The sequence below is a fragment of the Candidatus Woesearchaeota archaeon genome (genome assembly GCA_030651375.1).
In the GTDB taxonomy this organism is placed as follows: Archaea; Nanobdellota; Nanobdellia; order Woesearchaeales; family UBA12501; genus JAUSFM01.
Map to the genome: position 1 here is coordinate 54,066 of JAUSFM010000011.1, position 26,035 is coordinate 80,100.

At 47.0% G+C, this 26,035-nt stretch carries 25 protein-coding genes; 12 read left to right on the top strand and 13 right to left on the bottom strand.

The window, feature by feature from the left end:
- Positions 1-2 precede the first annotated feature (2 nt).
- The gene (locus Q7R76_03695) at positions 3-758 is read right to left on the bottom strand and encodes a ribonuclease Z (GenBank protein ID MDO8642662.1); all 756 of its coding nucleotides are present in this window, start codon (positions 756-758) and stop codon (positions 3-5) included.
- Positions 759-889: 131 nt separating this feature from the next.
- Here Q7R76_03695 and Q7R76_03700 point away from each other — a divergent pair, with 131 nt between their 5' ends.
- Both Q7R76_03700 and Q7R76_03705 read left to right on the top strand, forming a co-directional pair.
- A complete protein-coding gene (locus Q7R76_03700) occupies positions 890-1,327 on the top strand; it encodes a VOC family protein (GenBank protein MDO8642663.1) in 438 nt (145 codons plus the stop codon).
- Positions 1,328-1,475: 148 nt separating this feature from the next.
- Positions 1,476-1,598, top strand: a complete 123-nt coding sequence (locus tag Q7R76_03705; protein MDO8642664.1) for a hypothetical protein — start codon at positions 1,476-1,478, stop codon at positions 1,596-1,598.
- 89 nt (positions 1,599-1,687) lie between these two features.
- Here the strand turns inward: Q7R76_03705 and Q7R76_03710 are convergent, their stop codons facing one another.
- The gene (locus tag Q7R76_03710) at positions 1,688-4,843 is read right to left on the bottom strand and encodes a PKD domain-containing protein (protein ID MDO8642665.1); all 3,156 of its coding nucleotides are present in this window, start codon (positions 4,841-4,843) and stop codon (positions 1,688-1,690) included.
- 216 nt (positions 4,844-5,059) lie between these two features.
- On the opposite strand from Q7R76_03710, the gene Q7R76_03715 reads away from it, so the two are divergent.
- A complete protein-coding gene (locus tag Q7R76_03715; protein ID MDO8642666.1) occupies positions 5,060-5,887 on the top strand; it encodes an inositol monophosphatase family protein in 828 nt (275 codons plus the stop codon).
- An 11-nt stretch (positions 5,888-5,898) separates the two neighbouring features.
- On the opposite strand, the gene Q7R76_03720 is transcribed toward Q7R76_03715, so the two are convergent.
- Both Q7R76_03720 and Q7R76_03725 read right to left on the bottom strand, forming a co-directional pair.
- Positions 5,899-6,174 (bottom strand): winged helix DNA-binding protein, encoded by a 276-nt coding sequence (locus Q7R76_03720; GenBank protein MDO8642667.1) that lies wholly within the window; start codon positions 6,172-6,174, stop codon positions 5,899-5,901.
- Positions 6,175-6,401: 227 nt separating this feature from the next.
- Positions 6,402-6,695, bottom strand: a complete 294-nt coding sequence (locus Q7R76_03725; GenBank protein MDO8642668.1) for a hypothetical protein — start codon at positions 6,693-6,695, stop codon at positions 6,402-6,404.
- Between the two features lie 62 nt (positions 6,696-6,757).
- On the opposite strand from Q7R76_03725, the gene Q7R76_03730 reads away from it, so the two are divergent.
- On the top strand, positions 6,758-8,674 hold the full coding sequence (locus tag Q7R76_03730; protein MDO8642669.1) for an ATP-dependent DNA helicase: 1,917 nt from the start codon (positions 6,758-6,760) through the stop codon (positions 8,672-8,674).
- A gap of 12 nt (positions 8,675-8,686) precedes the next feature.
- On the opposite strand, the gene Q7R76_03735 is transcribed toward Q7R76_03730, so the two are convergent.
- Positions 8,687-9,097, bottom strand: coding sequence for a hypothetical protein (locus Q7R76_03735; GenBank protein ID MDO8642670.1), 411 nt, complete (start codon positions 9,095-9,097; stop codon positions 8,687-8,689).
- 139 nt (positions 9,098-9,236) lie between these two features.
- Here Q7R76_03735 and Q7R76_03740 point away from each other — a divergent pair, with 139 nt between their 5' ends.
- The 4 genes from Q7R76_03740 (at position 9,237) to Q7R76_03755 (ending at position 13,475) form a co-directional block, all read left to right on the top strand.
- A complete protein-coding gene (locus Q7R76_03740; protein MDO8642671.1) occupies positions 9,237-9,662 on the top strand; it encodes a hypothetical protein in 426 nt (141 codons plus the stop codon).
- 496 nt (positions 9,663-10,158) lie between these two features.
- The gene (locus Q7R76_03745) at positions 10,159-10,425 is read left to right on the top strand and encodes a hypothetical protein (protein ID MDO8642672.1); all 267 of its coding nucleotides are present in this window, start codon (positions 10,159-10,161) and stop codon (positions 10,423-10,425) included.
- A gap of 2 nt (positions 10,426-10,427) precedes the next feature.
- Positions 10,428-11,288, top strand: coding sequence for an EamA family transporter (locus tag Q7R76_03750; protein ID MDO8642673.1), 861 nt, complete (start codon positions 10,428-10,430; stop codon positions 11,286-11,288).
- 36 nt (positions 11,289-11,324) lie between these two features.
- A complete protein-coding gene (locus Q7R76_03755) occupies positions 11,325-13,475 on the top strand; it encodes a diphthine--ammonia ligase (protein MDO8642674.1) in 2,151 nt (716 codons plus the stop codon).
- On the opposite strand, the gene Q7R76_03760 is transcribed toward Q7R76_03755, so the two are convergent.
- Entirely contained in the window at positions 13,462-14,121 is a 660-nt protein-coding gene (locus tag Q7R76_03760) for a hypothetical protein (protein MDO8642675.1), read from the bottom strand. The two genes, Q7R76_03755 and Q7R76_03760, sit on opposite strands and share 14 nt — an antisense overlap.
- 7 nt (positions 14,122-14,128) lie before the next feature.
- A complete protein-coding gene (locus Q7R76_03765; GenBank protein MDO8642676.1) occupies positions 14,129-14,449 on the bottom strand; it encodes a hypothetical protein in 321 nt (106 codons plus the stop codon).
- Positions 14,450-14,526: 77 nt separating this feature from the next.
- On the opposite strand from Q7R76_03765, the gene Q7R76_03770 reads away from it, so the two are divergent.
- Genes Q7R76_03770 through Q7R76_03780 form a run of 3 tightly spaced genes read left to right on the top strand, consistent with a single transcriptional unit; the run spans position 14,527 to position 18,704 of the window.
- Complete coding sequence (locus Q7R76_03770) at positions 14,527-16,008, top strand: RtcB family protein (protein ID MDO8642677.1); 1,482 nt, start codon at positions 14,527-14,529, stop codon at positions 16,006-16,008.
- 20 nt (positions 16,009-16,028) lie between these two features.
- Complete coding sequence (locus tag Q7R76_03775) at positions 16,029-17,351, top strand: hypothetical protein (GenBank protein ID MDO8642678.1); 1,323 nt, start codon at positions 16,029-16,031, stop codon at positions 17,349-17,351.
- A 9-nt stretch (positions 17,352-17,360) separates the two neighbouring features.
- A complete protein-coding gene (locus Q7R76_03780; protein ID MDO8642679.1) occupies positions 17,361-18,704 on the top strand; it encodes a hypothetical protein in 1,344 nt (447 codons plus the stop codon).
- Here the strand turns inward: Q7R76_03780 and Q7R76_03785 are convergent.
- The 6 genes from Q7R76_03785 to ileS all read right to left on the bottom strand — a co-directional run bounded on the left by Q7R76_03785 (position 18,689) and on the right by ileS (position 25,353).
- Entirely contained in the window at positions 18,689-18,844 is a 156-nt protein-coding gene (locus Q7R76_03785) for a DUF5989 family protein (protein MDO8642680.1), read from the bottom strand. The genes Q7R76_03780 and Q7R76_03785 overlap by 16 nt on opposite strands.
- Positions 18,845-18,906: 62 nt before the next feature.
- Positions 18,907-20,679, bottom strand: coding sequence for a carbamoyltransferase (locus Q7R76_03790; protein MDO8642681.1), 1,773 nt, complete (start codon positions 20,677-20,679; stop codon positions 18,907-18,909).
- A gap of 14 nt (positions 20,680-20,693) precedes the next feature.
- Positions 20,694-20,951, bottom strand: a complete 258-nt coding sequence (locus Q7R76_03795; protein MDO8642682.1) for a hypothetical protein — start codon at positions 20,949-20,951, stop codon at positions 20,694-20,696.
- A complete protein-coding gene (locus tag Q7R76_03800) occupies positions 20,948-21,136 on the bottom strand; it encodes a hypothetical protein (protein MDO8642683.1) in 189 nt (62 codons plus the stop codon). Before Q7R76_03800 ends, Q7R76_03795 begins: the two co-directional genes overlap by 4 nt.
- Positions 21,137-21,229: 93 nt before the next feature.
- Positions 21,230-22,012: a hypothetical protein gene (locus tag Q7R76_03805; protein MDO8642684.1), complete on the bottom strand. Its 783-nt coding sequence runs from the start codon at positions 22,010-22,012 to the stop codon at positions 21,230-21,232.
- Between the two features lie 128 nt (positions 22,013-22,140).
- Complete coding sequence (gene ileS / locus Q7R76_03810; protein ID MDO8642685.1) at positions 22,141-25,353, bottom strand: isoleucine--tRNA ligase; 3,213 nt, start codon at positions 25,351-25,353, stop codon at positions 22,141-22,143.
- A 449-nt stretch (positions 25,354-25,802) separates the two neighbouring features.
- On the opposite strand from ileS, the gene Q7R76_03815 reads away from it, so the two are divergent.
- Positions 25,803-26,012: a hypothetical protein gene (locus Q7R76_03815; protein MDO8642686.1), complete on the top strand. Its 210-nt coding sequence runs from the start codon at positions 25,803-25,805 to the stop codon at positions 26,010-26,012.
- The last annotated feature ends 23 nt before the right edge of the window (positions 26,013-26,035 follow it).

Here is a 26,035-nt window from a genome sequence, read left to right on the forward strand (position 1 = left end):
ATTCAAACTTCAATCATATCGCCCACTTCAGGAAACAAAACAGGGACACTGGGCTGGTTTTCCTTGATGCTATTTTTAATCATGGCAAGTTGTTTGCGCACATCGCGGCGGATATGCGTGAACGCAATTTTTTTTATTTTGGCGCGTTTTGCCATCACCAGCAGCTCTTTCATTTTCCCATGGCCCTCAACATCCGCGTCCCAGGTGAATGATTCGTGAATAACCAGATCAGCATGCTGGTACAACAGTTCAGATTGTTCCGTGTACTGCCCGTCGCCGCTGTAACAGAGCACCTTTTTCTCGCATTCAATTTTGACGGCGAGATTTGGCACCGGATGAATGGTTGGGGCGAAGGCAAGCTTGAATTCTTGGAATGTAATTTTTTGTCCGGGCGAAACTTCAGTGAATGTTATCGGAAAGGTGATTATTGCGGCGAGCCCTTTGTAGCCGGCTTCGAGAAGCGCAGCGATTTGTTGTTTCATTCCCTTGCCGCAGAAAATCGCTAGGGGTTTTGTCCGGCCATCCTGCCACATTCTGCCCAGCAGTGCAGGAAGTCCAAAGTAATGATCAGCATGTGGATGGCTGATAAAAATAGCGTCAAGCAAACTTGGGTCAGCGTCGTGTTTCCACAGCGCCGGTGGAATCGAAAATCCACAGTCGAGAAGCATAGTTGTCTTGCGGCTCTTGGAAGAAACAAGATACGAATTGTTGGGGATGATGTCCCACGCTTCGCCAACGCCAAGGCAGGTTATTTTCATTAAAGAATGGGAGAGGGAGAGGTATATAAAGATAACGAAAAAAAAGCTGTTAAGTTATCGTCAGGTAAAAAAACTAGAAATATCGTTTCGGAACGAAAAATATATAAGCTTTAATTTTCAAAGATAACATTATGGCAACAATCAATCCTTACATTAACTTCAACGGAAATGCCGAAGAAGCATTTACGTTTTACAAATCAGTATTTGGCGGAGAGTTCGAAAAAATCATACGTTTAAAAGACTTATCAAGCCCTGAATTCCCCGTAGCAGAAAATGAAGCAAATAAAATAATGCGCATTGCTTTGCCTATTGGCAAAAACGTTTTAATGGCCAATGACGTTCCAGAAAGTATGGGACGGGTAAACGAAAACGAAAATAGATCAAAAATTTCAATTAGTGCAGAAAGCAAAGAAGAAGCAGATAAATTATTCAACGGACTTTCGGCAGGCGGGACAATTGAAATGCCCATAGCAGACAGTCCTTGGGGTTCCTATTTTGGAATGTTTAGAGACAAATACGGAATTGAATGGACAGTGGACTTTGATCCAAAATATAAAGGGCAAAAGTAACCGAAGAAAAAATTGAAAGGTTCAAGAGTTAAGAGATGCTTTCCTAATCAAATCCAGCCATCTGTTTTCTCCTAATTCTAAATTAACTCCAGCTCTTTCAGAGGGTACTTCATCAGTTGTAGAATGATTTTCTATGAAGTTATGTTGTATGACAATAGCAGTCATTAGGATTGGAGCAGACCATAAAGCTTTCAATCCTCTAAAATGGAAAGAAGGACAAGATTTAGAAGCTGAAGTTAAGGAAAATAAGCTGGTTGTGAAGAAAACTTAATTTTTTTGTTCAAAATTCCAGACGTTTACTTTACAGCTCACGAAAAAAGAGAAAAAAAGAAAAAATATATTGCTCGTTCACATCAAGATTCATATCACTTTGTATGTTGATGTGTTGCTCGAGCTGAGCGACGAATTCAGGTTTGTCGCGGTGTTGTTGAACGTGTAGTTTCCAGCACCAGCGCCGCCATCCGAGGTTATTCTGAAGGTTGTGTTTTTGCTAACGCCCGGACTTATGTCCAAGGTGGTGTTATCAAATACACCTGTCCAGTTCGCCGGAATGACTGAATCTAACGAGAACGTTGAAGCACTGCATGAGGACAAGTCAGTATTCCTCACGTTTGCGGTGTAATTCAACGTTGCACCCGCTGTTCCATTCTGGAGGCTGGGAACAATAGTTATGCTGGGCGCAAAGCGGCCACAAACACTGATGAGCACACTGCTGTTCAACGTATCGTTATCAAAGTCAGTTGCTTTGAAGCTGACATTATACGATCCGCCAACAGAGAAGTTATGCTGGGGGTTCTGCTGCGTCGAATTCGTGCCGTCTTTGAAAAGCCAGAGATAAGACAATTCAGGATCCCCACCACTAACATTGCCCGTAAAGTCAACCGTCAATGGAGCAGTTCCTGATGTTGGCGTTGCAAGCGCATTTCCGACGGGTACGCTATCCGTAACGGTCACGTTGAAGAAGATACTTCGGTATTTAAGGTCCGAAGTTCTGCCTGACACATTGAGGTTGTATGTTCCTGCAGGTGTTGTCGCATTTGTCTTCACGGTCAAGGTCGAATTATACGTCGGACTCCCGCTTGATGGGTTAAACGTACACGTCGCAAATGTGGGGCATCCAAACGTGAGAAGACTAATCGTCTGCGTGGTGCCGCTCAACAAATTCACTGAAGTAAATGTCGTAGTATTCCGCGCTTGCACAACCGTAGCATTCAATGGGTTTACGTCAACAGAAAAGTCTCCCACAGTAATAGTAACATTACTCGTTGAAGAATCACCATCAAAGTCAGTCACGGTGAATGAGGAGTTATAGATACCAGCAACCGAATAGGTATGCGATGGGTTCTGGGCTGTATCGTTGCTGCCATCTTTAAAGTCCCAGAAATAAGTAAGTGGTGCATTACCGTCGGTCACTCCACCGCTAAAGTTAACCAGCAACGGCACCATGCCTGATGCAGAACCGGTTACTGAAGCAGTTGCGACTGGCAAGCTGTCTGAAACATTGACGATAAATGTCACGTTGTTGGTTATGTCGTCGCCTGATGCAGAGACGTTGACAAGATACACACCATCAGGAGTTGCTGCGCCTGTTGCCACAGTAAATGTTGAGGTGTAGGTCGGATTGCCACTCGACGGAGTAAACGAACATACCGAATCAGTCGGACAGCCAACGGAGGTTAGATTAACTTCTTGACTCAGACCATTCAACAAAGTGAGCGTCATGTTCATCGTTGCGTTCTGGGTTGGAACAACTGTGGCGTTATTTGAATCGGTAGAAACCGAAAAATTAAACGCAGGAACCGTCACGGTGTAGCTGACATTCTTGCTGACCCCGCCGCCGGTGCCAGAGATATTTACGACGTAAACGCCGGGAGTTGTTGTATTCGTGGTCGCCACGGTAAATAGTGAGGTGTATGTGGGATTGCCATTCGACGGATTGAATGAACACGTCGAAGCAGAGGGACAGCCAACTGATGTTAAGTTAACCTGCTGGCTTGACCCGTTCACCAGGGTGACTGTCACGTTCGTTGTTCCATTTTGTCCTGGTACGACGGTGGACGCGCTCGAATTGAGGGAAACCGAAAAAGCAAACGACGGAACAAAAACCTTCCACGCAAAGTCAAATGACGGCAAGTTAACAGCACCTGCTGCAGTGTTCAAAGCAGCACCGCCTTCAGTATTAGTCCACCAAAGACTTGTATTGGTGGCACTGCTGTTGAGGGTGATTATTTTTGCCCATAAATCTTGTAATTCATCTTTTATAAAAACAAAGCTCTTGTTTTCATCAAGGAAACTCATCGCAAGAATACTGTTATCAGGTCCGGTAAGGTTTGGCGACGGATTGAAATGCAGTCCTGAACCAGCAGGTCCGCCCGTATTCCACGTGTTAACTGATTGGTTGTACAGATAGTAATCAACACTCGTGTTCGGACTCACATCAGAATAAACCACGATGCCCGAATTGCTCGTGCCGAGCCATGAGGCATCGGCTAAAATGTTTCCTGATACATCACCACTCCAGATGGTGGTATCCTTCGTGCTCAGCGCAAGCCACGTTGTTCCGTTCCAGACGGTAGATTCCATGTCATCAACTGCAGTTCCTTCATTGATTGAAACAAGGACGTAATCACTGCCTGTTTTTGCTTTAGCACTGATATCACGAGGAACAATGGTCGGTGCGGTGTTTGAAGCGGTGGTATACGTGCAGGTGTCTGCTGTTTTGGTCGTATAATTAAGCGTGCCTGCAGCTGCGAGAGTACCATGTGCAATGAAAAGGTCACCCGAGTTGTATTCGTACGCTGCATCAAATTTACGCCGCTGGGTGGCAGGCAAACTTTGTGAAAGTACCTGCGCTGGCTCACAGCCCCATGAGTTCGAGGTTGCATTCCATATCATGACATTAAGATCGTTATTTATGTCACTCCACACGAGCGCGATTTCATTGGTGTTTCTTCGAGGAACAAGTTTTACCAGCTGCACGAGACCGGTGCTGCGGGTATTCGGAACGCTGGCAGGAGTGGTCCACGATGATCCGTTCCACACAACATAGCTTGCGTTCGGGGTGTTATTCGAATAGACAACCAGTGCCCTGCCTGAAAGCTGTTCGTAGGCAACAGCCACTTTCTGCGTGTCAGCAACTGATGATGTCCGCGAGAGATTGATCATGTAAGAACAATTTGTTCCGTTACTCCAGCACCACGAGCCGGTTTTGTTTGAGAAAATCTGCGCTTTGACATCGTCGAGAGAGTCGGCAACAGCAAAAATGAATTCATCATTTACTGGCGAGGCAGCAACACTAACCCATTCTAATGAAGGCGAGGTTTGGCCATTGAGTGCCGTGCTAAGCTCGGTTGACCAGTTCTGTAATGTTCCGTTCCATGTTCTGTAACGGGGGTTTGCAAATGCGCCATTGCCATAGACGAGCATACCATCTTTTTGCGCAGAAACAATATACAGATTGAGTATCAGGAAAAGAAGAAACAGAAAAGTTACTTTTGTTGCATATTGTTTTGCCATACCTACCACCCTTTTTTGTTATTGGTTTAGTTGAATATCACGGAGTTGAATATCACGGAGTTTGATTCTTGATATGTTTTTAGTTTGAATAATTTCTTGGAATGCGCAGTATAAATAGTTTGTTGTTGTGCAAAAGGTACGTTGTAAGGGAAAAAATAAGAAGAGGCGATGAGTAAAGGCAAAAATATAAAAAGTGCATGCAAAAAACAACAGTCCATGAGTTCTCAGATTGAACAGGTTGTTGAGATTGCGCGTGAAGCAGGAGAGATTTTGAAGGAGCAGTATACGTCTCGCTCGTATTCTATTTCAACGAAGAGCGGCCCAACTGATTATGTCACCACGGCGGACCTTGCGTCAGAAGCACACATCAAAAAGCGGCTGGCTGAGCTGTTTCCCAACGACAAAATTTTTTCTGAAGAAGACACCAACCGGCCAACGAATTTTTCAGGCAGAGTATGGTTTGTTGACCCGCTGGATGGCACGGCAAGCTTTGTCGCGCATGAAGAAAATTTCACTGTGATTATAGGATTATGTGAAAACGGAACGCCGGTACTCGGTGTGGTCTGCGAACCGCTGTCGGGCGTTGTTTTTTATGCAGAAAAAAATAAGGGCGCGTGGAGAATTGAGGCAAACTCCAAAAAGAAGATACAAGTGAGCACCATACAGAATCTCAATGACGCACGCGTGTTGGTGGGCACGCGAACAACACCCGCGTTTATCAAGTCCGTTGTTATCTCGATGTCCTTCAAAGAATTTTTGAAAAAAGGAGACGGAATGTGCGGCCGCGTTTCATGCATTATTGCCCAAGGAGAAGCAGAATGCCGGGTGAATGTGAAGGTATCAAAGTGGGACACGTGCGGCCCGCAGATTATTCTTGAGGAAGCCGGGGGAAAAATGACTGACAGTGGCGGCAACCCGCCGGACTACGCGCAAAAAGAAGCTATGTGGCAGCGGTTAATAGTTTCGACTAACGGGAGCATCCACGCTGAAGTTCTTGAACAATTACAAGATAAAATGAATAAAAAAAGAGAAATAATAAATTAAAGAAGCATGAATTAAAAATTCATCACGCCGCGGATCTTATCAATGTTGTCAGCCACGTCCTGCCCTTTCTTGGTAAGCGAAAGAAGTTTGAGCCGCCCTTGCTTATCGAATTTTATCAGGCCGGATGTTTCCATTTGCTGCAAAATTTTGACCACGTGTGAATACGTGCAGTCGATTTGCTTTGCAAGCGAAGAAGCGTATACCTCATTTTTGGCATTCTTGAGACCAACCAACATCATGGCTGGTTTTTCACGAAAAAAGACGTTAAATATCTCATTATTTTTCATGGTTATGCCCCCCATGCCAAACGATTTCGGCGAAGTATGGTATGTATATTGAACATATAGTTCTATCGTATATAGGTTTCAGTGTAGGGGATTCACCGGTTATTTTTAAATCTTTAGGTTTTTTGAGCATAACGAGGGAAAAAGTCACCACTCAAAAAGGAAATCAGCACATTCTTTTAAAATGGTTTATAAAGCTTAAAACAGGGGATGGAACTACACACATGAAACTACACCAAGCCAAGCTCGGTAAAACTGGCAATAATGCGAATTGAGCCAAGCACTGCCATCAACAAGCCAAGCAGAATGGCAACCGTGCCGACCTTGTTAGTATGCAAACGCCATGCCTTGACCCCGCACCACACTGCTACAATGCCCATAATGAGCGGCAAAAAGAACATGCCCAGCAGGGCAATAATAATCCCGCCGATGCCGTAGATTGTTCCGGCAAGTTTCGGCCGCGGTGAAGGGGGAAAGGGAGGATGAAGAAGCTCGCGCGCTGTTTTTTTCTTTTGCTTGGGCATACAATCTCTATACCGCTTTAGGTTTATAAATATTTTTATAGTGCGCCGGAAAAAGAGAGGATATGGAACTGGAACCAGCATCAATATTGTTTCCGTACGAACGCATACGCGATGAGCAAAAAAAATTAATGCAGGACGTTCTTACCACGGTGCGTGAACGCAAGCATTTGCTGGCCCATGCGCCGACGGGCTTGGGAAAAACAGCTGCAGCACTTGCACCAGCATTAGGTCACGTGCTGAACCAAAAAGAAAAAAATAAAGTGATATTTTTTCTCACGGCGCGACACACTCAGCACCTCATTGCATTAGAAACCATTCGGCAGATTAAACAAAAATATAATCTTACCATTGATGTGTGTGATATTATTGGGAAAAAACATATGTGCGCCCAGCCCGGCGCCGCGCTGCTGCCGAGCAGTGATTTTAGCGAGTTCTGCAAAAAAGTGCGTGAAGATGGAACCTGCGAGTTTTATCAAAACTGCCGCGGAGGAAAAACAAACCCTGAAACAAAACTCACGGTGCTGGGCGAGAAGGCCCTCGCCGATATCCGCAGTATCCAGCCCTGCGCAGTTGACGTTCTCGTTGCCGCCTGCACCGAAGAAAAAGTATGCCCGTATGAGATCACGCTCGCGCTCGCAAAAAAAGCGCAGGTAGTTATTGCGGATTATTCGTATATGTTTCATCCCACGATCCGCAACTCATTTTTGGCAAAAGCAGGCAGAGAATTGAAGGACTGTATCATTGTTGTCGACGAAGGCCACAATCTGCCGAGCAGAATCCGCGACCTTATGACTGAACTATTGACCAGCAACACGCTGAAGTACGCCATTAAGGAAGCAAAAAAATTCAACTATATGAATGTTGTTGAAGAGCTCGCGGGCCTCCAAAATATATTTCTCGCGTTTGTTGAAAAGCTGCGGAGCAAGCCCGGCTTTGGAACATGGGAAATGAAAGTCACGCAGAAGGAATTTATGGATGCGGTGCAGGCGATTCGCGACTATGATTCGCTGGTCATTGATTATCAAACCATCAGCGAGGCAATCCGCGGTGTGCAGCGGCGCTCGTTCATTGGCAGTGTTGCCGGATTTTTGGAGGCATGGAAGCAGGGAGCGGATGATGGCTTTTGCCGGATTTTTTCGCTCAAGCCCGGACGCGATGAGACAATGATGCTTTCCTATCGCTGCCTTGACCCATCGCTGCTTACACGATCGGTGTTCGCGGAATGCCACGCCAGCATTATCATGAGCGGCACGCTGAATCCGACGAGCATGTACGCTGATTTGTTGGGATATGAAGCAGAGCGGTGCATTGAACGGGCGTACGATGACCCGTTTATCGAGGACAATCGGCTTGCGCTCGTGATTCCGGAGACCACGACGAAGTTCGCCCTGCGTAGTGAAGGGCAGTTTAAAAAAATCGCGGAGATTTGTTCAAAAATTGTGCACGCGGTGCCGGGCAATGTCGCGATTTTTTTCCCAAGCTATGACATCCGCAACAAAGTCCACACATATTTTCATGAGCTATGCACGAGAACCGTTTTCGTTGAACAGCCGGGCATGACCAAGCAGGAAAAAACAGAATTGCTGGAACGGTTCAAGCACGCCCAGAAAACAGGCGCGGTGCTGCTGGGCGCGATTAGCGGCAATTTCGCCGAGGGGATTGACTTGCCGGGTGATTTGCTGAAGGGAGTTATTGTTGTGGGGTTGCCATTGTCCCAGCCGGATTTGGAAACGCAGGAGCTCATCAAGTATTACGACGGAAAATTCAAGCGCGGCTGGGATTATGGATATATTTTTCCGGCGTTCATCAAATGCTTGCAGGGCGCCGGCCGGTGCATTCGCACAGAAACCGACCGCGGCGTCGTGGTATTTCTCGATGAGCGGTACACATGGCCCCGGTACGCCCGCTGTTTTCCAGAAGATTATGGCGTGCGGGTTGCGCAGGACTACGTCGGAGAGATTGAAGAATTCTTTGGATGACTGAAAAAAAATTCACTGCGCCTGTTTCATCGAATAGGCAACGACTCCGTCAATAGTAAGAACACCCTGATGGTAGTCGGGACCACGTATGCAAATAGTTACTTTTTTCAATCTGGTAAATTGTAGATACTGATCGTACGGCGGTTGAACTGGTGCGCACCGTCCGAGAGATCCGATAAAACCGTCATCAAAGACCTTGTCTTTGACAAGTGGGCCAGAATAGACGAGCCGTTGATTCTGGTCATGCACGATTATTGATTCAATGTGCACCAAGTCACCGACGCGATGGCTCTTGGCGATAGTAAAGGGTGCAGAGATATGAAGATTATAGAGTTCAACCCGCATGGTTTCAGGCGCACTGGTTTGTGCAGTACTGCGCATCATACCTTCGCCGCAGCGTTCAGCACGAATCTCCAAGCCCATCGCCCACAAAGAGTGAGAAGGATATTTAAAGTTTTTCAGCGCACAACCAGTATACACATTACACAACTAATGACCAAAATACATCGAAAATGACAATATTTATATACCAGTTATGCTATTAGTATCTTAGGGTGAAAGAGTGGTCATTTTGTTCGACCAGTACAATCTGCCGAAGGACGTGTTTGAAGTGGTGTTCGCAACCGAACAGCAAGTCAAAGTAGGTCGCCTCTTACTCGAAGAACTGAAGTCCCACGACGGCGAGCTGGGTAAGACCGAAATGTCCCTATTCGCCAATCGGCTCCATGACGGCACCCTTATTGAAACTGAAGAAACCCGCGGGCCGGTCAAGCGCGCAGTCAAGGAAAAACTATCTTACAACAAGCGCCAGTTTTACGACCGAATCCTAACCCCCATGCGCGCTATGGGTATGATTGATTTTGACATGTACAAGAAACGCTACCGGGTTTCAGACCGGTTCAGCAGGGCGCTCCAGAAAGTGAGCGTCATGTGGAAAGCAGAAACGTATCCAAAAGGCACTGCCCCGCCGGTGGTGTTCAATGATTAATCCAAGTATTACTCACATTCACAACGGCTCCTTGGTGATGCCCAAGTTCTCAACCACCCCCCAACATGAGTCCTTCTCTCCGGGGGCCGTTGTACTTTTTCTTCGACGAATAGTATGAATAGTACAGATTGGTTTACATACTATTTTTTTAAGTTTGTTGTTAAAAATCTGCATCAGCCAATAGAGACGGTAACGGCAAGGGGCGAATTGTGAAGGAACTGTTTCAGTACGGTGGCACAATCAATCATTCCATCAAGGGCGAAAATCTGGCGCCCGATTTTCGCCGCTCGGGAAAACCAGACTGTGCGATAGCATTCGTATCTTGCCCGTTCTTGTTTGTCGTGTGAAACCTGTTCTTCTTTGGCCAGATTAGTAGTTGCACCAAATAAGGCAAGTTAGGTTTTATAACCCCACCATGCACAGATCCATGCGCCCTTCAAAAACTATATGCTCAAAAACAATAAACTTTTTAAAGGGTTTATCTTCTTCTCAGCGTATGTCAGAAGACGAAGTAAACGAAGCAGCTGAAGACAACCTTGAAACAGAAGAAGGCCGCGAAGAAGCAGCAGAAGATGATGAGATCGAGCCCTGGGAAGAAGGATTTATCGAAGGCGCCAACATGGAAGGCCAGCTCGGCAAATGCGCCAACTGTGGTGACATGATAACCGCGGAAAATTGTGTTGAGAAAAAAATCGATGGCGAATTGAAACGATTCTGTTCTGAAAAATGCTTTGAAAAATACGAAGAGAAACATGCGGAGTAAGCATGAATACCGGCATTCTGTATGCGCTTCTTGCTATGGCGGCGTATGGATTGTCTGATGTGTTTGCCAAAGCGCAGATACATAGATTCAGCAGGTCGCTTATTTTGTTCATGCGTGGCGTGCTGATATCGATGGTGCTCGGAAGCATCGTGCTGCTCTACCCTGCACCAGTCCCGATATCGCCCTTCTTGTTGTTCACGGTCGCTCTTGGCATTGCGGGATTTGTGCCGGTGTATTTTTACTTGAGCGCCGTCAAAAAAGGCAATTTGAGTATTGTTGCGCCGATTGCAAAAAGCGCGGTCATCATCACCGTTCTTTTATCGCTGCTGTTTCTCAATGAACGCTTGAACCTTATCCAAGCAGTCCTTATCTGCGTGATTATTCTCGGCGTGCTGCTGTTGTCCATGAACATCCGTTCTCTCTTCACCCTCCGCTGGAAGGAAACACATGCAGGAGTACTTCCGGCGTTGGTCGCCGCACTCTTGTGGGGCGTTGCCTTTTTTGTGTGGAAGTTTCCAGTACAAGCATACGGCCCGCTGTTCTGTGCGTTCGTAACTGAAACAGGCGTTGCAGTTGGAGCACTGCCATTTCTGAAAAAAGAGGACATCCCTGCACTGCGAAAAATGAACTGGAAATTGTTCGGAATAGTTTTCGCATGCGCCATGACAACACTCCTCGGCACCATCGGCTACATGAAAGCGATTTCCATGGCGCCGTTAAGTCTGGTGATGCCGATTGTGACGGCAACGCCGGTTGTCTCGACGCTTATCGCCGTGACCTATTTCAAGGAACGGCTCAGCGCAGTGCAGTGGCTTGGGGGGATTCTTGTTGTCAGCGGTATTGCGCTGCTGTTTGTGATGTAGGAAGGTTTAAAAACCTTCGATTAATTCTTTGAGCATATGTGCGGCATCCTTGCATTATTTGGAACGTGGAAAACAAATGATATTATCACGGCGTTTGAGAAGATTGAACACCGCGGACAAGACAGCTACGGCTTTGTTGATGACGAAGAGGAATTTCACGCGAAAAAGAAAGAGGGATTTTTCAGTCAGCTGCGAAAAAAACCAACACACAAAAACATTGTCCTCCACAACCTCCATGCGATTGTCGGACACTGTCCGCAGCCAATCAAAGAAGGAACTGCGGTGCTCGCCTTCAACGGCGAAATCTACAACTGGCGCATGCTAAATGAGATGTACCATTGCAATGCAGCCAATGACACCGAAGCCCTGTCCAATCTGCTCCAGCATCAAGGAGAAGAAAACACCATCGAATGCCTGAACGAGCTCGACGGTGTTTTTGCGTTCATCTTCAAAAACAACAACAAAATAATTCTTGCACGGGACATCATCGGCGAAAAGCCGCTGTTTTACTGGCAGGGCGCACAAGGATTGGTTGCCGCATCTGAAAAAAAATGTATCCGTGCACTGGGCAAGGAGCCGGTTGAAGTGAACCCCCGCAAAGTTATCACCTATGACATTGAATCACAAAAGATAGAAACACAACGGCGGCCATTTTTTGAGGTAACACCGGAACATAAAGATGCGTTTGAAACACTGAAACAAAAAACACAGCGCTTCATCGAACACGCTGTTGAAAAACGCCTGCCGAACAAGAGCCAAAAGATGGGCATCCTGTTTTCCGGCGGTGTTGACTCAACACTCCTCGCATGGCTCTGTAAAAAACAAGGCCGCGATTTTGTCTGCTACACCGCCGCATTGGAAGAGCCGGGAATGCAGCCGGCTCCAGATTTTGTCTCGGCGAAAAAAACTGCACACCAACTCGACTTTGAGCTAAAAAGCATAACCATTCCTGTTGGAAAAGTGCCCGACTACCTCAAAAAAATTGTACCGCTCATTGAAGATGCAAATGTGGTGAAAGTCGGCGTGGCGATCCCTTTTTTTCTCGCTGCAGAGCAGGCAAAAAAAGATGGTGTACGGATTTTATTTTCCGGCATCGGCAGCGAAGAACTTTTTGGGGGGTATGAGCGCCATGAAAAAGCGCACAATATCAACAAGGAATGTGTGTCTGGCCTGCTGAAGATGCACGAACGCGATCTATATCGAGATGACGTCGTTATGATGGCGCACACTATTGAACTGCGCGCGCCGTTCCTTGACAAAGAGCTGGTAGAATACGCACTCAAAATTCCGGCACTGTACAAAATAAGAGATGGAATCAAAAAATACATTCTTCGGTGCATTGCTGAACAAGAGGGAATGCCGCGTGAATTCGCCTTCAGAAAAAAAGAAGCAGCGCAGTACGGCAGCCGGTTTGACCGCGCGCTCGAAAAGCTCGCGCGCCGCGAAAAGAAAACAAAGAGCCAGTATCTTGCCCAGTTTTTGCCGCATGCAAACAAAAAGGTTGGCGTGCTGTTCAGCGGCGGCAAGGACAGCACGTATGCAGCGTGGCTGATGAAACAGCAAAATTATGAAATTTCCTGTTTAATAACGCTCAAGAGCAAAAATCCAGACTCGTATATGTTCCACACGCCGAACATTCATCTGGTTGATACGCAGGCAGAAGCACTGGGCATTCCGCTGCTGGTTCAGGAGACTGAAGGAGAAAAAGAACACGAGCTTGCTGATTTGAAAAAAGCGATTGTGCAAGCACAAAAAAAGTATGGCATCGAAGGTGTTGTCACCGGCGCACTCGCATCAAGCTACCAGCGCGACCGGATTGAAAAAGTGTGCGACGAACTGGGGCTGACGGTGTTCTCGCCGCTGTGGCACAAGGACCAAGAACAGGAACTGCACGAAATTCTTGACGCGGGATTTTCGTTTATTATAGTGAAGGTTGCGAGCGAAGGGCTTGACAAAACGTGGCTGGGACGAGTGATTACCGAAAAGGATATAAACCGCCTCGTTGAACTGAATAAAAAAACTGGCCTGAACATTGCGTTTGAAGGCGGCGAGGCAGAAACGCTGATGATTGATGGGCCGCTGTTTAAGAAACGAATTGAGATTGAAGAAAGTGAAATTGTTGAAGAGAGCACGAATTGCGCGCAGATGGTTATAAAGAAAACCACACTGGTTTCTAAAGCCACTTAATCTCCAAGCTTTCAAACTGGTCAATCGGCTTGAATTTCTTGGTGTGTGTTCCATAGTAGCTGCGGGGTGATTCGTATTTCTTGTAGAATTTCAGTGTGAGGGTTTTGTCACGCTCAATGTTGCTGAACAGAATGCTGACGGGGAATTCTTTCACCAGTTTCATGCCGGGAGGAATTGTTGGCAGCGTGAAATCTTGTTCAATCATTTGTTCACTGCCCTGCACATCAGCCTTGTCAAACGTCAGGCGAACCATGGGTGTGATGTCTTGTTTTTCGATGTTGCGAAACACCAGCGTCATTTCACGCAACTCTCCGCGGTCTCTGCTGATGCGCTGGAATTTCATTTTTTGGATAGTCAAATAGTCTTGCGGCTCAAGCGGATCGATAACAAAGATGCCTTTTTCCGGCTCTTCAACACCGGGAAGGTCTTTGGGAATGGCAATTTCTTCAGGAGGAAAAGGACGAGAAGGTACCGGTGGCCGTGCCTGCGTCGGTGGGATTGGCACGGCGGGTTGAGCGGCAACCTGTTGCTGCTGGGCATTCTGTTGCCCGACAACAGGTGGTTGAGATATGCTTTCTTTTTGCATAAGGCGCAGGCAGCCGCCGAGAAGGACAACCACCAACAGGAGGAATAAAAATCGTTTCATGGTACACCTATTTTTTTGTGTGCTGTTTTTTGTTTATTAATTTTGTGAGCATGTGTTCTGTCTTTTTGTTCCCATATTTTGGAAGCAACTGGTCTTCCATCGCGCGCCGCTTCAGCATGGCAGGGTCATGGGCATGGGAATATTTTTGTGCCAAATCAGGGGGCGTACGCTGCGCATGGCCGAGCATGGCTGCCTTTATTTTTTTTGCAAGGATAACAAGGTAGCGGTAGAAAATCTGCACCAGCACAAAGAGCACCAGCAGGCCGAGAATACCAATAAGAAGCCATTTTAATGAATCGCCAAAAAGCAGTTCGGTCACACCTATCACCACGAATGATAAAAAGAAGTGCGTTAATAAAGTTTGTGGTAGCAACATTTAAAAACCATCATAAAAACCAGTCGCCTATGGCTCCTGAATCTGAACACGACCACCCCGCAGGGCCTCCGTCCTGCATTACCAAAATCTCCGACGAAGTCTGGGAAATTCCAACCAGCTACAAGAAAGGAATGCTCGTTCCTGCTCGAATTTTCGCCACAAAAAAATTGTTGGACCAGATGGACGCCGGCGTGTTTGACCAAGTCACCAACGTCGCGTGCCTGCCCGGCATTAAAAATTACGCGTACTGCATGCCTGACGGCCATTGGGGCTACGGATTTCCCATTGGCGGTGTTGCGGCATTTGACCCGGAAAATGGTATCATCAGCCCGGGTGGAATTGGTTTTGACATCAACTGCGGCGTACGCGTGGTCAGAACAAATCTCACCCTTGAAGAAGTCCAGCCAAAAATAAAAGAGCTCGTCAATCATCTTTTTGAGCGCGTGCCCTGCGGCGTCGGCTGCAAGGGATTCATCAAGCCAACCAAGGAAGAGTTCAAGGAGCTCGTCACCCGAGGCGCAGTATGGGCAGTTGAGCACGGCTTTGGCTGGAAAGAAGACATCGAGCGCATTGAAGAAAACGGCTGCATCAAAAGTGCGGACGCCTCAAAAATTACCGACCGCGCCATCGCTCGTGGATACGAGCAGATTGGCACGCTGGGCAGTGGCAATCATTATCTTGAAATCCAGTATGTCAAGGAAATATTCGACAAAAAGGTCGCAGAAAAATTTGGCATCACCAACGAAAACCAAATCTGTGTCATGATTCACTGCGGCAGCAGGGGATTTGGCCATCAGGTTGCAACGGATTACCTCAAAATTTTTGCTGACGCGATGCCACGATACGGCATCACGATTCCTGACCGAGAACTTGCCTGCGCGCCATTCAAAACAAAAGAAGGGCAGGACTATTACGCAGCCATGGCCTGCGCCGCAAACCTCGCGTTCTGCAACCGGCAGGTTATCATGCACCGCGTGCGGGAATGTTTTTCGAAAGTATTTGGCAAGAGCGCAGAAGAACTGGGTATGCATTTAGTATATGATGTAGCGCACAACATTGCCAAGCTGGAAGACCACATTATTGACGGCAAAAAAACAAAGCTCCTTGTCCATCGCAAGGGCGCAACGCGCTGTTTCGGCCCGGGCAGGGAAGAAATTCCGGAGCTGTACAGAAAAGTCGGCCAGCCCGTGCTCATCGGCGGCTCCATGGAAACCGGATCATATATTCTTGTTGGAACAAAAAAAGCAGAGCAGGAAACCTTCGGCAGCACATGCCACGGCGCTGGCAGAACCATGTCGCGCGCCAAGGCAAAAAAAACAGTTCGGGGAGAACAGCTGCAGAAAGACATGGAAAAACACGGCATTTATGTCAAGGCAGTATCCATGTCTGGCCTCGCCGAAGAAGCAGGGCTTGCATACAAAAACATTTCTGATGTCATTGAAACAATGCATGAGAGCGGTGTGTCAACAAAAGTGGCGCTGCTCAAGCCGATTGGGAATGTGAAGGGATAAGAAATAAAGAGGGACCGACCATGTGGTTTGTAATCCACAAAAAGAGGATAGCAAAGAATAGTTTCTTGTTCTTGATTTCTCTTGTTGTTTGCTTGGTCATGGTGGAAGTTGGGTTTCGCCTGTTCTATCCACAGCCGCTGTTTGACGAGTGCAATCCCGACCATCCGGATTGGCCACACCCGCTGTTTATTTCTGATGCGTTGCTTGGACATGTTCCCCGACAAAATGGAACATGGTGCCTACACCAGCCGGACACGAACAAAAAAATAATCATCCACACGAACAACAAAGGCCTTCGCGCAAACCGGGAATTTAACTACACGAAACCGGCAAATACGCTCCGGATACTGGTATTTGGTGATTCATTTGTCTGGAGCGCAAACCTTGCTGATGAAGAAACATTTTCTGCACAACTCGAAAACGAAATAAAAAAAATCCTGCAGGAGCGAGGAAACGATACAACCCAAGTAGAGATTATACCTTTTGGCGTCGGGGCATATGGTCCACAGCAAAGCTACCTTCGGTATACTTCAGAAGGAAAAAAGTATGCTGCTGATCTTGTCCTCTTTCTTTTTTACCAGAATGATTTTACTGACCTCTTTGATGAGAAGGCGCAGTATCCACGTCCGTGGGTTGCGTTTAGGGAAGAGAACGGCACCATGGCCGCCCATATTTCTTCGGCAGAAGAGGTGGTAAGTGAAATAAGAAATGAAAGTGGAAATAAAATGTTTCCGTATTTCATGGATGATTACCGCCAGCCAAAAACAACACCGCGGTGGTATAAACGGTTCTTTCTTTCGCATTCCCATTTGATGGTATTTATGAACAACATACGAGAGATGAGAAATAAAAAAAGTTCAGAGGAAGAGATAGGCCTCTTGTTCAAAGAGATGAGCACATTAAACGCGGATTTGCTAAAACAATTTGAGAAAGAAGGAGATGATGGAGCACGGTTTGTTTCTGCGGCCAAGCAACTCTCATTCCTTATAGGGCATTTTTCACAGGCGGTTAAACATAATACGTCAGCATTCGCACTCGTTAACATTCCCAGCGTGCACCAAGTCCAAGATGCCTATTTGAAAATTATTGCTGACCGGATTACTGATTTCCCATCGAGAGAAAAACGTATGGCAAATTATGTGTTAAACGAAACTGCGGCAAACAACAGCATACCGTATGTTGACCTAACGAAGCTGGCGTATGAACACCAAAATAAATTTTACCATAGGACTGACAACCATTGGTCGCCTCGAGGGGTTGAAGTGTCAGCAGCATACGTTGCTGAACAACTTGACGAACAGGGACTACTGAAGGAACGTGCAAAAGTGAAGGATACGAGGTGACAACGCACCATGCAGATTGTAATCAAGAAAAAGAAGATAGCAAAGAATAGTGTGCTTTTCTGTATGACTCTTGTTCTGTGCTTTATGCTATTAGAAGCTGGCTTTCGGATTTTTGCCCCGCAGCCATTGTACGACAAATGCACCCCTGCCCACCCACAAGGAATTGGCAGATTGAGTATGTCTGACAACCTTCTTGGCCACACCACACGGCCCAACCTCCAAGGATGCCTTTACCAGCCGGACACCAACAAAAAAATAAAAATAACAACCAACAACAAAGGACAGCGAACAAAACAGGAATATGCGTATAAAAAACCGCAAAATACGACCCGTATTCTTCTGTTTGGGGACTCATTTATTCTTGCTGATATGCTGGATGATACTCAAACATTTCAGGTAAAACTTCAGGAAGAAATAGAAAAAATTCTCAAACAAAAATATAAAAACCCGCCGGCCATCGAGGTTATACCCTTTGGCATGGGTTCCTATGGAACGCAACAAAGCTATTTAACATATTTTACTGAAGGAAAGAAATATGAGTTTGACGTTGCACTGTATCTTTTTTATCAAAATGATGTTACTGATTCTTTTATTTCATCAGAAACCAATTACCCCCGGCCGGTTATGAAGGTCAGCGAACAGAAAGCAGAGTTCGCAACGGCGCGCCAGGTATTTGAGGGAGAGAAAACAAAGGATAACCAACAGCCATTTGCTCTTTTTTTTAATGAACAGAATGTCCCTATTCCGCATCCGTCGTGGCATAAACGGTTCTTTCTCGCCCATTCGCACCTGTTCAGCTTTGCAGACCGCACAATTGCGCATAGGCAATCAGCAAAAGAAGAAAAAGATTCTGAATTTAATCGATTGGTATCAAAAGTAGCACTTATGGACGACCAGTTGATTAGGCTTGAAATGAAAAAAAGGCCGAAGATGCAGGAGATGATACCTCAAGTTTCGGCAATTATCGGAACCTTCAACTACGAAGTCAAAAAGGCGAATGCACAGTTTGTCCTGATAAATATTCCTAGTGTGTACCAAGCTCAGACTCGGTTTCGGCAGCGAATTGTTGAAGGAGTGAAACAGGCAAAGAACCTGCCCGAGGAATTGGAGTATATGCGAACAAAAAATGAAGAGAATCTTTTTGGAGCGCCAAGAAAAAATGTATTCCTTGATGGTACAGCAGAACGGTACGATATTCCGTACATTGACCTGTTACCGATTGCAGAAAAATATGAGAATACGTTTTATTTTAAAACTGACGATCATTGGTCGCCGGTTGGCGCTGCTGTTTCAGCGCAGTATGTCGCAAAAAAACTTGACGCACTCAAGCTACTCTCTCATAACAGTGGATAGATCATTGACGAGATAACCGTTGTTTGGCTCATCACAATAAGAGCACTGAGAAGAACCAACATGATAAGGATGGGTGTCAGCCACCAGACTTTTCGAACTTTCAGAAAATCCCAGAGTTCGCCAAGGAAAGAACGGTTCATTGAAATGAGAATAAAAACAGGGATTTATTAATGTTACGAATCCAACGCTGATTAATTCGACATCAATCCTTCGCCTGTTTCTCGCTGTCCCACATATCCTGCGGATTGTCTGTCCGTTTAATCAGAAACGTATCCATAACGAGATAATCAATGCCGGTTCCCATCATACATGTGTATGCGTCTTGCGGCGTGCAGACAATGGGCTCGCCGCGAATATTGAATGAGGTGTTCACCAAAATGGGAACGCCAGAAATTGCCCCAAATGATTTGATAAGATCATAGTAGAGAGGATTCTGTTCTCGCCGAATTGTCTGAAGGCGTCCGCTGCCATCAACATGCGTCACTGCGGGAAGGCGCGCCTGCCATTCTTTTTTGATAGGATACACCATCAGCATGAAATCAGTGGCAGGTGAAAGGGGCACGTCGCAGTCAAAGTACGCCGGTGCATCTTCAGCACACACAACTGGTGCAAACGGCCTGAAGCCCTCGCGGTGCTTGACTTTTTCATTGAGAATACGCTTCATGCTTTTATGGCACGGGTTTGAAAGAATGCTTCGCGCACCGAGTGCACGCGGCCCCCATTCCATGTGCCCTTGAAACCAGCCAATGACATTGTTCTTGGCAAGGAGCTGAGCAGTGGTTGCAATAAGTTTGTCAGTGTCCGCAAAGGATTGGTACTGAACCTTGTTTGAGTCGAGAAACTGTTTGATGTTGGCTGAAGTAAATGCCGGGCCAAGATAGGCATGCGTCTGGACAAATGCCCGCTTTTTCCGGAGCAGAGCGTGATAGACGTAGGCCGCAGCGCCAATGCTGGTGCCGCCGTCACTTGAATTTGGCTGTATCCAGAGCTGTTTGAAGGGCGTGTTCCGAAGAATTTTTCCATTGCATACGCTGTTCAGCGCAACGCCGCCAGCAAGCACCACGGCATCTTTTTTAACAACTGAATGCACATGGCGAAGAATTTTGAACATAACTTCTTCAGTAATCAGCTGAAGCGCCGCAGCAATGTCTTTGTGCCGTTGGATGAGCGCTGATTCCTGCTTTCGCACCGGCCCACCGAGCAGTGCGCATAGTTTTTTTGACGGCATTCTATTCGAATAATGGAACTGAAAATACGAAAGATCAAGCTGATAACTACCATCCTCGTGGATGTCAATGACCTGCTTGAGTTTTTGATAGTACGGATTTTTTTGCGGGTCGGAGGTACCGTAGGGGCTTAATCCCATAATCTTGTACTCGGAATTGTTGACACTAAAGCCAAGATATGCAGTGATAGTTGAATACAAAAGACCAAGCGAATGGGGAAAACGAATTTCTTTCAGAAGATGAATGTCCTTATCGTTTCCAACGCCATACGCTGTTGTCGTCCATTCACCAACGCCATCGATGGTCACAATTGCAGCGTCTTTGAACGGGCTCACCAAAAAAGCGCTGGCAGCGTGCGCAAGATGGTGTTCAAGAAAAAAAATCGAGCCGCGGTAGCCAAGTTTCTTTCGGAGCAGTTTTGGCACATGGAGTTTTTCATGCAGCCATGAGGGAAGCGACTGAATAAAAATCTTCATGCTCAACGGAAAGGTCTCAAGCAACTGGAACAGGTACCGCTCAAGTTTGAGAAACGGCTTCTCATAAAAGCCAATATATGAGATGTCATGTATTGAAATCTTTTCGCTATCGAGGCAAAAATTGATTGCATTGATAGGGAAAGAGGCGTCGTGTTTTTTTCGCGTGAAACGCTCTTCTTCTGCCGCAGCAACAATGACGCCGTCCTTCAGCAGCGCTGCCGAGGAATCGTGGTAAAAACAGCTGATGCCAAGAATGTACGTGTGCGTGACCATACGATTTCTCCGCCCTAGAATTGTCGATAATACTGCTCGCGCTTTTGTGTTTTGAGATTCAAGTCAGACCAGAATGATTTGGTGTCTGGAGGGAAACGCTGCACAAGAAAATGTTTACCAACAATTCGCGCAACGAGCGCAGTAATTCCGAAGCCAATGAAATAAACAAGGACCAACAAGAGGATAGTAACCGGAAGAGAAAGAAGGTGTCCGTAATTTGAAAATCCTTTTTTTACACCGCGCCAAACAGACGTCTTGAAAGAGAGCATCATTGAAGCCACCACCACAAAGCAAGACCAGCAATAAAGAGAGCCCCCCAGATGCTGATGAGCATCAAAAACATAAAGCGAAAAAGGAGTGTGTAAACAAAAATCACAGCAACGCTAAGAAGAATGCCTGAACTAAAGCCAAGGACCGTACCAATGGTTTCAGCGCGGGTTTGCAGATGAGAAAGCATGGATAGGACAATTCGAGAGAGATTTATAAAGATTTCTTTAGTACAGACCGTGATGATAGTGGACGCGGATACACACAAATGAGGTAAAAACAATCACATCTGCTGGCCTTTCATAAAATTCTCCTTGATGAACGCCACCATCGCTGTATTGTCGGCAGTTGCGTAGGTTTTGTAGGCCGTGTTGATAAGCCCTTCGCGCAGGCAGAGATCTGCCAGCCTGCTCAAACGTTCTTTGTCGCCGGCAAGCTCGTAGGCACGGCACGCATAGCCAAACAGCTGGCTGCTGGTGCAGCACATATCGCCGAGCTCGTTGAGTTTCTGTTTGTTGCCGAGAATGCTGAAAATTTCGAGGGCAAAGTCCCACTTGGCGCGCTTCATGCATTCGTCGCCCACATCGAGCAGTTTTTTCCGGTTGCCGGAGTGGTTGAGGGCCTTGATTGCGTCAGAAAATTTTGCGTCGCGGATGCACTTGTCGCCGATAACTTCAAGGCGCTCTTTTGCCTTGGCATAGACGTACATGTCAATGGCATTTGAGTACATGCCCATGCTCTCGTAATTTTCTCCCAGGGCAACAAGCCGATCGCGGGAGCCGGCAAAAACGTACGCCTTGACGGCGTCGTTGATTTTTCCCTTGCGCAGGCATTCATCGCCAACTTCAGTCAGAATTGCCTGTTTAGTGGTATCGTCAAACATAGAAAGATTAATGCCTTCAATGCCACGCTCGATAAGCGTGGGCACGAGCTTGCCGAACTTGCGGATGTCGGGCTGTGTCTTTTCTACCTGATTTGCTGTTTCAAGTGTTTTAGAAACAACGCGCTGAATGGCGTCTCGGTCGGTTGACCCTTCTGCTTCCTGCTCCCATTCCTTCACGTCCATCACCCTGTGTATGAAAACTAGTTGAAAACTATTAAAAGAGCAGAAAGGGTAAGGATTTATTAATATTGTTGTGGTGGATTGAGGATAAAAGAGTGGTAGAATATAGTAAAGAGTGGAGGATTAAGATATTACACTCGATCAAACCCGACTTCAAACGTGACGTCCTTGATTTTCTCAACACTTTTGTGGGCGTGGTCATTGTTTGGTTCGTGGGCAGAAATTTTGATGCTTGACGCGCCAATTTTTTCAGCGAGCTGTTTGCTCCATGGCCCAAGCCCACGTGCCATTTCCTCGGTTGTTTTCACAAAAATAGTGATAGTGTCACGCTTTTCAAGGCCGGCGTTCTTGCGCAGCGCCTGAATCCGGCGGGTGAGCTCACGGGCAAATCCTTCAGCATCCAGTTCAGGCGTGCGCCTTGTGTCGAGATAGAGTGTGCCGCCGCGGAATTCAGCAGCAATGAGATGCGCCGGAAGCTCGCGCTCAATGGTTATCTGGTCGCGTGTGATTGCAATTTCTTCGCTGCCAACCTTGATGCGGTGCTTGCCTTCTTTTTCGATGTGGGAGAGGACGGTCTCGGGGCTGTCAATGGAAAGTTTGGCAATTATTTCAGCGGCTTTGTTTCCGAATGCCGGGCCAAGTTTTTTGTAGTCACCTTTGACTTTCAACTTGACGCCCTGCAAATGGTCGCTGAATGAAACAATCTTCACATTGGTGTGTGTTTTAATCAGGGAATGCAACGCAGCGCCTGCATCACGCACCGTCTGCTGTGATGAAACAACTGAAACAGCTGCAACCGGCCAGCGCACGCCGAGGCTTGCTTTTTCGCGCGCAGCAAGAATTGATTGGATAATTGTTTTTGCGGTAGTCACCTGTTCTTCAAGCGCGGAATCAATGAGCTTTTTGTCGTACACCGGCCATGCCGTGTGGTGGATACTTTCTTCTTTTGACCACGCAGCGCCAAACGCCGTGCGAAGGTTCTGGTACAGCGCTTCAGATACAAAGGGGGCAATGGGTGCAAAGAGTTTCAGGCAGACGCGCAGCGTATCAGAAAGCACGAGCAGTACCGCCTGTTTTTCTGTGTCGGTGCCGACGCTTGACTTGTCCCGCACCAGCTGGATGTAGGTTCGCGAAAGCTCAAGGAATAAATCTTCAACAATCCACGGCACCTCATTCAGCAGGTAGCCGTCAAATGCATCGGTTGCTTTTTTGATGGCAGCATGCAGTTTCGAAAGCATATATTTTTCCTCGACGGAAAACACCGCGCGAATCCGCTTTTCGCTGATGTCCTGCGGCGCAATGTCCGCAGTGGTGCTGAGGTCGATGATGTATTTGTGCAGGTTCCAGAGCACAATGAGATTTTTGTATTTGAGCTTGATGTCATCGAAGTTGTACTTCAGGTCGGTTGCCGGCGGGCAGCTGCCGATAGTGTAATACCGGAACGTGTCAGCGCCGTACTGGTCAACCACTTCTGCCGGCGAGATAACATTGCCGAGGCTCTTTGACATTTTCCTGCCAAGCGCGTCCTGCACAAAGCCGTGCATGTAGCACGCTTTGAATGAGGGCTTTCCGAACGCAATCATAGACGAGACCATGAGCAGGTTGAACCAGCCGCGAATCTGGTCTTTTCCTTCGAGAATAAATTCAGCGGGAAACAAGGAAAAGTTTTTTTTCGACGCTGGAAAATCAATGCAGTTCCATGCAGCGCATCCGGCATCAACCCAGACGTCAAGAATGTCAGGAATCCTTTTTTTGGTGCCCCCACACGGGCATTTGATGGTGACTAAGTCAATGTCGGGCTTGTGCAGCTCTTTGACTTTCTTTTTTGCGTGTTTTTCGAGTTCCTTGACCGTTTCAATGACAAGATAATTTTCACAATCGTCGCACCGCCATATCGGCACGGGTGTGCCCCAGTAACGCTGTTTGGTAATTGAATTGTCGCGCAGGTGCGTCAGCCATGAATTGAACGCGTTGAATGCAGACTCAGGAACCCACTTAATTTTTTTGTTTTCCGCAATCATTTTTTCCTTGAGGTCCTCGACTTTGAAGAACCATTGTTTTGTGGAACGGTACACCACCGACGTATGGCAGCGTTCGCATTGGGGGTACTCGTGGTCAATGTTTCCGGCGGCAACCAGCAGGCCAGTTTTTTCAATGGCATCGACAAAAACAGCATCGTCTTTTTTTGCAATGAGACCATTGAAGCGGCCCATGTTTTCAAAAACAGCTTGCTCGGTAATATGATTGAACGCCGGCAACCCATTGAGATGGCCGACTTCATAGTCCTCTGCTCCGCATCCGGGCGCGCAGTGCACCAGCCCGGAGCCGGCATCAAGCGCCACGTACTCACTGCCCAACAGCACGGTGTGAAGCTTGGGATGTTCGAACTCACTGAAAAATGGAATATCCTTAAGGAATGGATGGACATATTTTGTGCCTTCAAGTTTTTCGCCGGCATATTCCTCAACAATCTTGTATTTCCGATTCGCGACCATGCCGAGCACGGGTGCAGCGAGGTTTTTGGCGAGCACCCACTGTTCTCCCTGTTCTTTGCCGTCGAGAATTTTTACCGTGACGTATTCAAAGTCAGGATTCACCATGACCGCAAGATTGAATGGAATGGTCCACGGTGTGGTGGTCCAGATGATGAGGAATTTTTTTTCCGTGCCAACAATGGGAAACTTGATGAAGAGCGACGGGTCAGTAAGGGTTTTGTATTCGAGCTCGTGTTTTGCAACCGCGGTTGCGCAGGTGCTGCACCACGTCATGCTGCGCTTGCCTTCGTAGAGCCGGCCAGCGTCGTGCGCTTTTTTGACGAGCCACCACACGCCTTCAATGTACTCTTTGGTGATGGATTGGTAGGGATTTTTGAAATCCATCCATGCGCCGAGCCGGATGAAATCCTGATTCATGACGTGCATGTTTTCAACGCAGAGCTTGGCGCATTCGGCAATGAATTTTTTCACGCCGATTTTTTCAATGCCCTGCTTGCCTTTGATGCCGAGCTTTTTTTCGGTTGCGTGTTCTGTCGGAAGGCCGTGCATGTCATAGCCCGCGCGGTCCCAGACATTGAATCCCTGCATGCGCTTGTATCGCAGCACGGCGTCTTTGAGTGATTTATTCCACGCCGTGCCGAGGTGCACCTTGCCGGAGGTGTACGGCGGCCCGTCAAGGAAATAGAATGCATCATGCCCTTTTGACAATTTTTTTTTGAGGGATGGATAGGTCTTGTGCTTGTTCCAGAACTGCAGCACTGCGGGCTCGAGCGTGGTCGGCGCATATCCCGGAAGGGCAAACGGGCTTGGCCCTGCATCAGATTTTTTGGCGGCTTTCGCGGCTTTCATGTGGGGGTTAGAGACAAGAGCGGCTTTAAAAATATTACTGCCTGATGAACGATGAGCAACGATTTTGAGTTTGGAATGCAGGGCAGGTAACGAACGATTCGGCCATCACGAAACGGGTTTTGAATTAATTTTTGGCTTGGGGTTTATGGTGAGGATAACACTTCGACTAATACAAAACGAATTTCGCAAAACGGGCAAGAACAGAGCAAGGATGCGAATGCTGCCCGCACATTCTGTTTTTCTCGCGCGGCGAAGATGTGGCGCCACATTTTCGCCCTTGAAGTGACAGGTGGATGTGCCGCTACATCGGTATCTTGCTTTGATAATTCGCCCCTTGCAATCTGTTTCTTTTGTTGTTGTTTTTGTTGGTGTAAAACACACGGACACCGATTAATGCAGCACACACCAGTTTAAAAACATTTATTAACCAGAAACACTAAAAAGAGTATATGGATCTCGTGCTTCGGAATTTTGGCCTCATGACACTCATCATGATGGGCATTGTATTTTTTTATTTCCGCCACCAGGGTATGCTTGGCACGGTGCTGGTGAAAACCGCAGTGCTCTATACCGTTGAGTCAGTGGTTGTTTCCCTGATTGTTATCATGGCGTTTACGTGGTTCTGGAACCGCGCCATTGCAGTTGAAGAAGCATCGTGATACATCAATAATGGCCTTCTGCT